At 47.1% G+C, this 11,439-nt stretch carries 11 protein-coding genes; 9 read left to right on the top strand and 2 right to left on the bottom strand.

What is annotated here, in order from left to right; translation table 11 throughout:
* The first annotated feature begins 508 nt into the window (after positions 1-508).
* The 6 genes from WCO51_04415 to mqnC all read left to right on the top strand — a co-directional run bounded on the left by WCO51_04415 (position 509) and on the right by mqnC (position 8,092).
* Positions 509-1,279, top strand: a complete 771-nt coding sequence (locus WCO51_04415; protein ID MEI6512504.1) for a hypothetical protein — start codon at positions 509-511, stop codon at positions 1,277-1,279.
* 113 nt (positions 1,280-1,392) lie between these two features.
* A complete protein-coding gene (locus tag WCO51_04410) occupies positions 1,393-1,893 on the top strand; it encodes a hypothetical protein (protein ID MEI6512503.1) in 501 nt (166 codons plus the stop codon).
* A gap of 412 nt (positions 1,894-2,305) precedes the next feature.
* Positions 2,306-3,340, top strand: coding sequence for a Gfo/Idh/MocA family oxidoreductase (locus tag WCO51_04405; protein MEI6512502.1), 1,035 nt, complete (start codon positions 2,306-2,308; stop codon positions 3,338-3,340).
* Between the two features lie 30 nt (positions 3,341-3,370).
* On the top strand, positions 3,371-5,803 hold the full coding sequence (locus WCO51_04400; GenBank protein MEI6512501.1) for a hypothetical protein: 2,433 nt from the start codon (positions 3,371-3,373) through the stop codon (positions 5,801-5,803).
* Positions 5,804-5,874: 71 nt separating this feature from the next.
* Positions 5,875-6,744, top strand: coding sequence for an ATP phosphoribosyltransferase (hisG, locus tag WCO51_04395; protein MEI6512500.1), 870 nt, complete (start codon positions 5,875-5,877; stop codon positions 6,742-6,744).
* A 280-nt stretch (positions 6,745-7,024) separates the two neighbouring features.
* Positions 7,025-8,092, top strand: coding sequence for a cyclic dehypoxanthinyl futalosine synthase (gene mqnC, locus WCO51_04390; GenBank protein ID MEI6512499.1), 1,068 nt, complete (start codon positions 7,025-7,027; stop codon positions 8,090-8,092).
* 28 nt (positions 8,093-8,120) lie between these two features.
* On the opposite strand, the gene nadB is transcribed toward mqnC, so the two are convergent.
* Positions 8,121-9,716 (bottom strand): L-aspartate oxidase, encoded by a 1,596-nt coding sequence (gene nadB, locus WCO51_04385; GenBank protein ID MEI6512498.1) that lies wholly within the window; start codon positions 9,714-9,716, stop codon positions 8,121-8,123.
* A 50-nt stretch (positions 9,717-9,766) separates the two neighbouring features.
* Positions 9,767-10,114 carry a hypothetical protein gene (locus WCO51_04380; GenBank protein ID MEI6512497.1) on the bottom strand — a complete coding sequence of 116 codons (348 nt, stop codon included), beginning with the start codon at positions 10,112-10,114 and terminating at the stop codon, positions 9,767-9,769.
* Between the two features lie 240 nt (positions 10,115-10,354).
* Between WCO51_04380 and WCO51_04375 the strand changes: the two genes are divergently transcribed.
* From WCO51_04375 to WCO51_04365, 3 genes are all read left to right on the top strand, one after another.
* A complete protein-coding gene (locus WCO51_04375) occupies positions 10,355-10,873 on the top strand; it encodes a hypothetical protein (protein ID MEI6512496.1) in 519 nt (172 codons plus the stop codon).
* Positions 10,874-10,923: 50 nt separating this feature from the next.
* Entirely contained in the window at positions 10,924-11,106 is a 183-nt protein-coding gene (locus WCO51_04370) for a hypothetical protein (GenBank protein MEI6512495.1), read from the top strand.
* A 2-nt stretch (positions 11,107-11,108) separates the two neighbouring features.
* On the top strand, positions 11,109-11,439 hold a 331-nt coding region (locus tag WCO51_04365), incomplete at its 3' end, for a hypothetical protein (protein MEI6512494.1).

The following is an 11,439-nucleotide window of genomic DNA, read 5'->3' as shown; positions in this document are numbered from 1 at the left end:
CTTGCTTCTTGCTTCTTGCTTCTTGCTTCTTGCTTCTTGCTTCTTGCTTCTTGCTTCTTGCTCTCCCCCTAACACCCATCACCTATCACCTTTTCCCTAACCGTGTCATTGCGAGGCGGTATGTGCCGAAGCAACCTCCTCCACAACCTACCAGACAGATTACTCGCCTGGTCCTCCTTAATCAATCAGGCCAATCATTCCGCCCGCTTAAAATCAATCTGGGCTTCCCCTTTTTCGCTACTTATCCCTTTATGAACCTTTTAAGAAGGTGTTTTAATCGAGGGTTACCGGCGGAAGACAGGGGATATAACCAGCCGATTAGTAGGCGATAAAAAAATAACAAGATTATTACCTGTCAGCTTTGAGGGCATTTGACTATTCGATGCCAGTATGTTAATTTGTAGAGTAGCCGGGAGAGCAAGATAGTCTTGCCTCAAGAGAAGGAGAGGATGCGCTCCGGCAGCGCCGCTTCGCTCTGCTACCGAAGCATCGAAAGATTCTACAAATAATGAGAATGATGATAAACCGAAAAATATTTTTTAGTGTACTGATCATCCTAATGTTTACTTTTCTTTGCTTCACATTAAACAAGGGAGGAAGTTCGGCGGAAAAGGATACTCCATTGCGCGCGCAGTTTCAATGGAAGTATCAAGTGTGGCTAAACGCACAAAATACTTGGATAAAAGAGAACCCTGCAGCTAGTTTTACTGGCTCTGTGCCAGAAGAAAAGGCTGTTGTGGATATGGGACCTCAGGCCGTTCCATTTCTCATTGAGATACTTGAGAAGGATCTCAATAACCGACAAATGGGCTTTTTTTTACAGGAAGCACATATAAAGTTGTGTATTAGGATTACGAAAAAGCGGCTTATGGTTGATTGTCCGAAGGGAGTTTCATTTAATCTGTACATTCAAGAGCAGCTTATCAATTGGTGGAAAGAAAGGAAACTTGAAACCCCAAAGAAATTTGACCGGTTCTATGAGGAATGGGACCAATTTATGGATCAAAAGAAAACACATGAAGCTGATGAGGCGCAAAATAAAATCATAGGCATGGGAATGGAGATTCTGCCGCTTCTGATGAACAAGATACAAAAAGGTGATGACCGACTAGTGCCATTTATCAGTAAGATGATGGGGCAACCAATTGGGGGTGAGCCTCCAACCCGCAAAGGCATTCTTGAATGGTGGGATGCCAACAAATCTAAACTGACCTATCCAGACTCACCTAAAATCAAAAGGCCTGGAGCAAAGCTCCCGCCCTTTTGTGATATTGGGTAGGCCAAAACCCTTAGGTGGATTTTGTTGTGTGGGCTTCAATACTTCGGAAGCAAAGCGCTAGCGGCGCTGACGAAATATCGGGAAACTTCTCCTGAAAAAGGAGCGAAATGAGAATGGCTACAATGTCTATGAAAGTGAAATCGAGCTATCCTGTCACAATGCGGGATAGCACCTTGATTCTGGTGATCTGTATGGTAATTATGCTTTTTGGCTGTAGGCAAAACGAAACTTATCTATCGAAGGCAGATATTATCGGTTCGTATGAAATAGTCTACAAGCATGTCGAAATTAATGGCCAAAACTTGGGTAAGGAGGTATTGACACTTAAGGATAATGGAACCTTCGAACAAACGTTCTATCCTTCTGGTGGTAGAGAGTCAAATAATAAAGGCATATGGTATATAAAAAACTCAGTTATAGATGAGTTGGGGATAAACCAAGAAGTTGTGATGACAGGATATGTCGAATACGTCGTAGATCGTGATGGTGATAAAGTGGCGATACCCCCCCCAATAGATAAGTATCCAGAGTATTGGGGTGTTCACTGGAATCAACATAGTATATGGTTCATCGTTAATGATGACCTTGAACTTTATTACACCAAGAAACGATAATAAACTCATCCAAACTAACATAAAAAGGAATGATAACGCGTCCTGAAAATGGTTCTTGATGTCAGCATTTAAGGAATAGTTTTGAGACTGCTTTGTATATTTTTTCGATGCATCGGTAGCAGAGCGCTAGCGGCGATGACGAATCAACCCCTCTAAGAGACCTTCCAGACAGATCCTTCACTACGTTCAGAATGACCCTTTATAATGTGTAGGGGGCGGTAATGGTTAGGTTTAAGACAATGACTTTTCAGTTATGCGACTTTATTCGCCAGGTTGAAATGATGAGGTTTAAAATCAATACCATTTTGATAGTACATAACTTACAGAAACAACCCTCCAAAGCCGACCGTCTGACGCAAGGGTGTGCATCTGAGCCATAATAGGGGAGAGGTTTTTGACAGGAGGGTGAGTTTTGGAGAAATTAAGGTTTGGTGTTGTAGGTTGCGGTGGGATGGGGACGCTTCATGTCTTGAACTCGAAGTATATCCCCGGTATGGAAGTAGTCGCTTACGCCGATATTGTTAAGGAGAAGGCAGAGAAGTTCCTCTCTGACTTTGGCGGTGAATATACCACCGAAGACCCCGGAAAATTATTCGCTGATAAGAGCCTTGATGGCGTTCTTATTCAAACGGGGGAACAGGCTCATCCATCATTAGGGATTGCTGCGGCGAAGGCCGGTAAGCATATCTTTATGGAAAAGCCGATTGCTATCGAAGTCGAGGATGCTCTAGAACTCGAACGTACTGTCCGTGAGTCGAAGATCAAGTATATTATCGGTTTATGCTTCAGGCTATCCCCCGGCGCTAAACGAGCGAAAGAACTTCTGCCAAACCCCTGGATTACTTATGGCCAGTGTAATGATTTAGTCTCTGGCCAGGCTTGTCATAATCTCGATTTAATCGTCCACAAGTTTCACGATGCCCCCATTCAGACAGTCTATGCAACAGGGGGACATTATTACGGTATGGATGAGCATCTGCCCGCTGATAGTTTCATCGCAACACTGCGCTTCGCTGATGGCTCTCAAGCAAGTTATATCCAGCATGGTACTGCCTATAACGCGAGCATGAGCAAGTTCTCCTTCCAACTCTTCGGTAAAGACCGATGCGTTTATCTGTCAAAGCGTTTTAAAGAGTGCCATATGAGCACAAACCTAACTAGTGATGACATGGCGTTTATCTTCGCGGGTCCGGATTCAACCCCTTTTAACCCCGATGCCCATTTTAAAGACACTCGTGGCCCTCATGGTTATATGGGGCATTATGATGAGTTGGTTGCTTTGTGCGATGCGATTCGAAATGACACCGAGCCTCCAATGACCGTTGAGCAGGGGCGGCATGTACTGCAGGTCGAGAAGGCTATCTTCGAGTCGATTGAAACGAACCAGGTAGTCGATTATCCGAAATTCTTAGCCCGGTGGGGAACCGTTCAACCCAAAAATGGGTGATAGTTTTCCCGATATAAAGTGGTGAGAGATATGGTTTATATGCGTTTTAAGTATGTTGTATGCTTGTTTGTGCTTCTAATTTTTATGTTATCGGCTTTCGGCAGTGAACGGCAGGGCACATTTACCGATAGCGCGGGAGATAAACATTCCTGGACTATCAACTTTGCCCGTTCACTCATTTGGGACAACATGCCATATGTCCCTGTTGGTATTTGGCTTCGAATTACCGATCCTATTGACGAAGCGCGCTATGCGGAGATAAAGCAGGCCGGCTTGAGTGATGTGATTCTTGAAATGCCGCTTGCGCCGGGCGAGATGTCGAATTCAGCCTGGCAGGCTTCGATTAACTTATGTGAAAAGCAAGGGTTCAAATATATGCTGGCGATGGGCGCCGACCCACCGCTTACTTCCGGTTATCAAGTCACCCCCCAATCCTATCGAGTTCCAAACGTTTCCGATGCAGGTGTACAGAACATTCGTATTCCCAAAGCCGATAGCGCGATCTTTGCTTTAGTCGATAAAACGGATGCCACTGTTGTCCAATTTGGAAAAGTAACCCCAACCGATGGGCTATTTCGAATTCAACTTCGCCCGCGCGATTCCGGGGCATATGTCTTATTGATTTATCCCCACTTCCCGCAAGGCTTATTGCCTGACTATTGGGAGAAATATGACATACAGCGTGATAATTTGCTTTCTACCTTGCTCTCATTAAAGTTCGGCAAAGGTTTTCGCGGTTTTCTTGACCCGCTTGGCCGCCGTGTGAAGTGGATGGACCCAGAACGTGACTTTGTTCCGGATTCAAAGCTTTTCCGTTCCGAGTTCGAGCGTGCATTGCGCAAGAATTATTCCTCGATAGGCAAATTGAATGCGGCCTGGGGTCTTACCGAATACGACTTGCCTTCTTATGAAATCGCTGCTCGAGTAATGCCAATGTTCTCGCGGGGCAGGGGAACGAACATCCTTTGGGACAGCCAGAACGACAAGCTTTATAAAGTTGAGATTGGGAAATGTAAATACTGGCACGATATTCAAGAGATTATGCGAGGAGCGAGCGCTCGCCGTGCCCGAAATTTGGCGAGCGCAGTAAAGAAAGTTGTTGATGTGCCGGTCATCTATACTTGGACCGGTTGGTCGAATGTGTTTGAACCTCAAGATGCGGCTTCTGACGGCATCGGAATGTTATGTCGGGGGATTGGTGCGAGCGTAATTGAGAATTCGGCTGCCTATGTGCTGTCAACGATTTTCGATTGGAGTCCAAGCGGTTGGCTCGTGGCTTCGGATATGATGGCTAGTCAGAACGGGAAAACCGATTATACTGACGAGAACTCGATGCATCTTACACTGGATTGGGCAAAGTCGCTTGGCGCTAAAGGCATCTTTGTGCGTACAGGGACGAGTAAAGAAACTCTCACTTGGCTTTCAAACTACGCCCAAATAACAGCGAGGGATAATAATCTTTCAACTACGCAACCTCTGGGAGTGTTCTTTCCTGAGACGGCTCGGGTTCCCGCGGAGATTATGCGGTTATCTTCAACCGTTTGGTGGCTCCCGAGTCCGGCAGCGGGGGATCGGGTTGATTTCGGTACTGATTTTGATGCCTATTGGATTTCGCGACCTAATGGCACTTTTATCTATGTGTGGTCCCATGGCGAAGAACGAGATTTGACTCTGCGTTTAATTGATTCTAAAAACGTGTCAGTACTCACCTTTGATGGCCTGCCGGTGGAGACAAAAAATAAAGGCGGAAAGTTGACCTTCCGAGTGGGGCCAAAACCGGTTTTGGTGAGTGGGCTAACCGATATTCCTGTTCCTGTTGAGGCTGAAAATCAAGTGATAGATGAATTCGATCGCCTATTGAACTTAAGCCAGAAGTATAAGATGGACATCACTGACTTGAAATCGGCTATGCGAGAAGGTGAAGTGCTTTCCCAAAGATCGCCGGGAGCCGGTTATGCACAAATGCGTGAGGTAGTTGAGAAGGCAAGCTCCAGGTTAGCTTCATATGCTTGGGTTGAAGCTGAGATTACAAGAGATCATACCTTTGGTGATTCTCCCGTTACTCCTGGCGCAAGCGGTCAACGAGTGCTGAAGATTTCGACTTCAATCGAACCTCCAGGCGGAACTTACTATGCTCGATATTACATTCAACTTCCGGTAGAAGGGGATTACACCCTATGGATTGCCGGTGTGCCACCCGGAGAAAATAATGCCTCGCCAATTGAATGGATCGTCGATTCTACTCCAGTCGGTAAGATTGCTAAAGCAGAAGTTCAAGCACGATATGGCGGGAAGTACGGATGGTATAGTCTGGGCAAAATCCGCTTGACATCAGGCAGTCATACTCTAGTAATCAAGGTTCAACCCAACACCATAGGCGAGTACGAAGCCAATCTAGACGTCCTCCTTCTAACCCCTCAACCTTTCATCCCCGATGGCCTCCGCCATCCTCTGGTTCAATAGACTACTACCCATGCTAAGCGATTGGTTGGGCTGGTACAATAGAGCAAAAGTGAAAAAGGGGAAATTGATCTGTGGAACTGAGATTAGGATTGCCAAAGGGCAGTTTGCAAGATGCTACGTTTGGTCTTTTTAAGAAGGCTGGTTATGATTTTCGGGTTAGCGCGCGCTCGTATGAGCCGGTGGTGGATGATCCCGAGATCAAATCGCTCCTTATGCGCCCGCAGGAGATTCCTGAATATATACAAGACGGCGTGATCGACTTGGGTTTGACAGGAAAGGATTGGATTGAAGACTCCGGCGCGCAAGTATGCGAAGTGGCAGAGCTTCAATACTCAAAGGCAACACTCAACCCTGTGCGTGTTGTGTTGGCAGTGCATGAGGATTCGGAAATTCACAGCGTGAAAGATTTAACAGGAAAGCGCGTTGCAACTGAATATGTCCGTCTAACTGAGCGCTATTTGAAGTCGAATGAGATTAATGCCCATGTAGAGTTCTCTTGGGGAGCCTGCGAGGTCAAAGTCCCACAGCTTGTTGAAGCGATTGTAGTAAACACCGAGACCGGTAGCTCATTGCGCGCTCACAATCTGCGCATCGTTGACACACTTCTTGTATCAACCACCCGTTTGATTGCCAATAAGGATGCTTGGGAAGACCCTTGGAAGCGCCAGAAGATTGAAAGCATCGCTATCCTGCTTCAGGGTGCGATGAACGCCGAGCGATTGGTCGGCTTGAAGATGAATGTTCTCAAGAGTGATTTATCGGAAGTGATCGCTCTTCTACCCGCCTTACGCAATCCCACTCTATCACCCTTGAAAGATGAGGATTGGGTTGCCGTCGAGACCATTATCGAAACCACCGTCGTTCGAGACCTAATTCCCAAACTAAAACGCGCCGGTGCCGAGGGCATCGTCGAATATCCGCTGAACAAAGTCATTTACTAAAGCTGATTATATAAGCCCTGGGATTTTCAATTCCAGGGCTTATGCTTTTTGCATTATTTCGGTCGTTTTGGGTTATTGTGACTGATGTTCAGATCATCGCGACCAATCGACATTGATGTTAGCGGAACTGATCCTTTCTAGGAAACCCCCATCTGTATCTTCCCCCTACGCCGAATGGCCGGTGGAAAGTGATTGTTCTATTGCGTACGGGCAAGACGGGGAGAGGGGGTGTAGCCTCACAGGTGGTGTTTGTGCAATAACCTGTGCGGAGGGGATAGGATTGATTACCATCGATACGATTGCAGATAAGGTATATGCAGGGGAGCGGCTTAGCTCGGAGGAGGGTGTTTGGCTCTTTCATTATCCTAACTTGCCTGAATTGGCGGTTTTGGCCAATTTGGTAAGGCGGCGGAAGCATCCGGAGGATGTTGTTACTTATGTGATTGGGCGGATTGTTAATTACACTAATGTGTGTTGGGTGCGGTGCAAGTTTTGTGGTTTTTATCGAAAGCCGGGAGAAGTCGGGGGGTATACCCTTAGTGATGATGAGGTTTTGGGGAAGGTTGGGGAACTCATCGATACGGGGGGCAGCGAGGTGCTTTTTCAGGGTGGGTTGAACCCTTCGCTCAAAATTGATTATTATGAGCGTATCTTCAGCCTTATTATGCAGCGTTACCCCAGCGCAATTCTTCATGCGCTCTCGCCTGCGGAAGTGAAGTATATTGCCCATATCTCCAAATTGAGCCTTCGTGATTGTATAGTGCGATTGAAGGAAGTCGGATTGCACTCGATTCCGGGGGCAGGGGGGGAGATATTGGTTGATCGGGTGCGGAACCAGATTGCGCCGAATAAGGACACCACTCAAGAGTGGTTGGATTGCATGCGCACAGCGCATGAACTTGGCTTGGGCACGACAGCGAGTATGATGTTCGGGCATGTGGAGACTGTGGAAGACAGGGTGGAGCATCTTATTCGTATTCGCGAGCTTCAGGACGATACGGGTGGGTTTCGGGCATTTATCACTTGGAGTTTTCAGCCGGAAGATACGAATTTGCCCATCGAAAAGAAGGCTTCTGGATTTGATTATCTTCGAACGGTGGCCGTCTCACGCCTGATGTTAGACAATGTAGATAACCTTCAAGTGTCTATTTTAACTCAGGGCCCGAAGATAGCCCAGCTTGCTCTTGGATATGGGATTAATGATTTTGGCTCTGTGATGATTGAAGAGAATGTGGTTAGCGCTGCCGGGAGCAAATTCATCCTAAATGCCAACGAAATTGAAAGCCTCATTAAGTCCGCCGGATATGAACCCCGCCGCCGCAACACACGCTACGAGTATGTACCCTAACAGGTAGGGAGCTTTTCTACGCAGTATGTTATGGGCGGTTGCACTCAATCTTGACTTGAGGCGCTAGAATTGTATCCTTCAAGAATCGCTCATCGTCCTTGTCAGGGTAGTCGAGCGTATAGTGAAGCCCTCGGCTTTCTTTGCGGTTAATGGCGCATTCGATAATCATGTTGGCGACATCGAATAAGTTGCGTATTTCAGCGCTATCGGCGGTTGGGGTAGGAGATTGGAGCAAGGGAAGAGCTTCGATGGCGAGCGCATCAAGCTCTCTTTGAGCCTGGACTAAACGCTCATTTGTGCGCACGATGCCGACTTGCGACCACATGATCTCCTGAATTTGCTTTCTGAACTTAAAGACGGCGGTGTTATCAATCTTATGGGCAGAAGCTTGAGGAAGCGGGGTTGCTTTAACTGGCGCCGGTTTTTGAAGCCAGTTAAGGGCGTCTTTTGCTGCCCGTTCACCGAAAACTAATGCTTCCAATAATGAGTTGCTGGCCAATCGGTTAGCGCCGTGAACCCCCGTGCATGAGACTTCTCCACAGGCATAAAGCCGAGGCAAGTTGGTACGGCCATTTAGGTCAGTCACAACGCCGCCGCATGAATAATGCGCTGCAGGCACAACAGGAATTGGCTCTTTGGTGATATCCAACCCTACTGATAAGCATCGTTTATAAATGGAGGGGAAGCGTTTTTGAATGAAATCAGATGCAAGGTGGGTTATGTCTAAATAGACACATTCCTCGTTATGCTCCTTAAGCTCAGCGTCGATGGCGCGGGCGACGATATCGCGAGGCGCAAGTTCGGCCATTGAGTGGTAGGCATCCATAAACCGTTCGCCATTCTTGCGTATAAGTAATCCGCCCTCGCCTCGAACAGCTTCACTAATTAAGAAGGATCGGGCTTCATTGTGGTAAAGCGTGGTGGGGTGGAATTGGATGAACTCCATATTGGCAATCGTTGCGCCTGCCCTGCGAGCCATTGCTACACCATCACCAGTTGCGATGGGGGGGTTGGTGGTGTATAGATACGCTTGTCCACACCCGCCGGTAGCCAAAGCTACTGCCTTAGCGCCAAATTGGACGATTTGACCCGAGTGCGTATCTAGCAGATGGACCCCAATACATTCGCCCTCTGTTATAGCAAGGTCCAGCGCAAAGAAGTGTTCAAAAACCGTTATGTTGGGTCGTGACTTAAGGGAGCTAAGAAGTGTTCGCTCGCTCTCCCAGCCGGTTTTATCGGCATGGTGGACAATGCGATTTTGCCGATGGCCGCCCTCGCGCCCTAAAAGAAAGTGAGGGTCGGGGCCATCAGTGACATCAAAGTTTGCCCCTTGCGTTTGAAGCCATTTAATGAGGTCGGGTCCTTCTTTAACCAAGGCTTCGACTGCGTCATGGTGGCAAAGCCCGGCGCCCGCAACTAAAGTGTCTTGATAATGAAACTCCCAAGAGTCAGTTGCTCCCACCGCAGCAGCTATCCCCCCTTGGGCGTAGTTAGTGTTCGACTCGGAGCGCTCCTTTTTAGTTACCAGCGCAACCGTGCCTGCATCAGCAACATTAAGCGCAAATGTTAGTCCTGCAATTCCACTTCCGATAACAACAAAGTCGTAATTGGCCATTTCGTCCATAATGGGCTTCATTTTACCTAGGTCGCACAAGCTGATGCTGTGTCGTCCCTTTAGTTCTTCTCGCTCCCGTTATCGTATTGATCGTCAAAGGGGATATTGTTATCGAGCGAATCGCAGTAGCGGGCAATCTCTTTGCCCTTGAAGATCGTCACGATTAAATCGGTTCGGGCAATAGAAGGGAGGTAAGAAGAGACGATTTCTTCATCTATTTGGCTCATCAATCGATGCTCAGCAGACTCCTCGAGCGCGGTTTCGGTGATAACTGTCACATAAATGACCTCACCTGCATAATGCACATCAATCTGAGCAATACGTTCGTCGTTTTCGCGAGCTTCATAGATCTCTGAGGAAAGCGTTCGCACCAATCGCACAATTCTGAAAGCATCGTTAGGTTCCATAAAGCTTCACCTTGTCCTTAGATTCAGGTCAGGACAAACCTGTCTCTGTTTTAGAGAGTATATCGCAAACCCAACCACAAAGTCAGACTGAATTGCGCCGCATGTAATTTATAATACGTTGAATTTGGATGATTTGTGATGTTTAAGATTAACCTTAATAAAGATCACAATACGAATAATAGCCTTCCCTTGGAATCTGGTAAAATAACTTGCAAAGACTTTTCAAGGAGGATTGATTCGATGCGAAATTGGAATTCGCTTTTCTATTTGATTTTGCTGGTAGCTCTCGTTGCGGCGTTTGGGTCGAGGGCGAACGCGCAATATGAACCTCTGGGCACGGGGCTTAGCGTGCGAGCGGGTGCTTTCTTTCCTTCTGATGCATCAGCACGCGATGCTGAAGGGGCTACATGGCTGACTGTCGGCGCCGAATGGCGATTCTTTAAGTTGCCCTCCGTAAATCCACTCTTTAAGTCTAATTTGACATTAAGCGCGGATTGGTACGGTTCAGGCAGCTTATATGCTATTCCTGTCTTGGCGAATTATTCTGCACGGATGGATAAATTTCTCTTTTCGGTAGGTCTTGGTTTAGCTTTTGATCAAGATTTAGGGGGGAGTGTCGGTACAGACCTCGCTTGGGCCGCTAGTGTTGGCATGGAATTTCTCCCTGGCCCAACACCCATCTATGGAGCTTTAAGGTACAACGGTTCTGGCGCTGATGGTCTTAATGGACTGAGCGCAGTAGTCGGCGTCCGCTTTTAAGTCATTCCTATCTTAATAAAAGGCCTGCTCGGGTTCGAGCAGGCCTTTTATTGTTGACAAAAAAGGATGCAGTTGCCTGCGCCCTCATAGATCTAAACTTTAACCTAAAGTATTGGGGGAAGCTGCAAGGCACTGGTATACTTGCTTTTGGCCTAAGGGCGAATTATTCACGAAAGGAACTCGATGTTCGGTATTGCCACACGCAAGCGCCGAATATCTTTGTAATGGTGTAGTAATGAACGGAAACAATAATGCCGATTCAGTGTTAATGATAGAAGAGGAGACCAAGGGGATGATATTGGAAACGGATATTCCAAAAGGTCTGAAAGATGCTGATCTTACGATTTTATCGCCGAAAACTTATCAAGTCTTTCAGCGTCAATCCGAGTTTTGCGGCGAGATGAAGTTGGATGGACGTGTTAATTCCGCTTGTGATTGTGTGATGGCGCGAGTCGTTGGCAAGTCTTTAAAAGGCGATCTGCCTGGAGATTGGGAGAAACTTTCTCTCAAGAGTAATCCTTCCTGCTTTTCCGCTGTTATAACAGTCCCCGCAGGAGGTTGGTATA

This window comes from bacterium, assembly GCA_037131655.1.
Classification (GTDB): domain Bacteria; phylum Armatimonadota; class Fimbriimonadia; order Fimbriimonadales; family JBAXQP01; genus JBAXQP01.
The sequence above is the reverse complement of the archived record's forward strand: the minus strand, read 5'-3'. Positions and strand labels throughout refer to the sequence as shown.

Bases quoted from the DNA above. Each gene is read 5' to 3' on its own strand.
- WCO51_04410 (MEI6512503.1), top strand. From the start codon at position 1,393: ATGGCTACAATGTCTATGAAAGTGAAATCGAGCTATCCTGTCACAATG.
- nadB (MEI6512498.1), bottom strand. From the start codon at position 9,716: ATGGACGAAATGGCCAATTACGACTTTGTTGTTATCGGAAGTGGAATT.
- WCO51_04380 (MEI6512497.1), bottom strand. From the start codon at position 10,114: ATGGAACCTAACGATGCTTTCAGAATTGTGCGATTGGTGCGAACGCTT.
- WCO51_04400 (MEI6512501.1), top strand. From the start codon at position 3,371: ATGGTTTATATGCGTTTTAAGTATGTTGTATGCTTGTTTGTGCTTCTA.
- WCO51_04415 (MEI6512504.1), top strand. From the start codon at position 509: ATGAGAATGATGATAAACCGAAAAATATTTTTTAGTGTACTGATCATC.
- WCO51_04375 (MEI6512496.1), top strand. From the start codon at position 10,355: ATGCGAAATTGGAATTCGCTTTTCTATTTGATTTTGCTGGTAGCTCTC.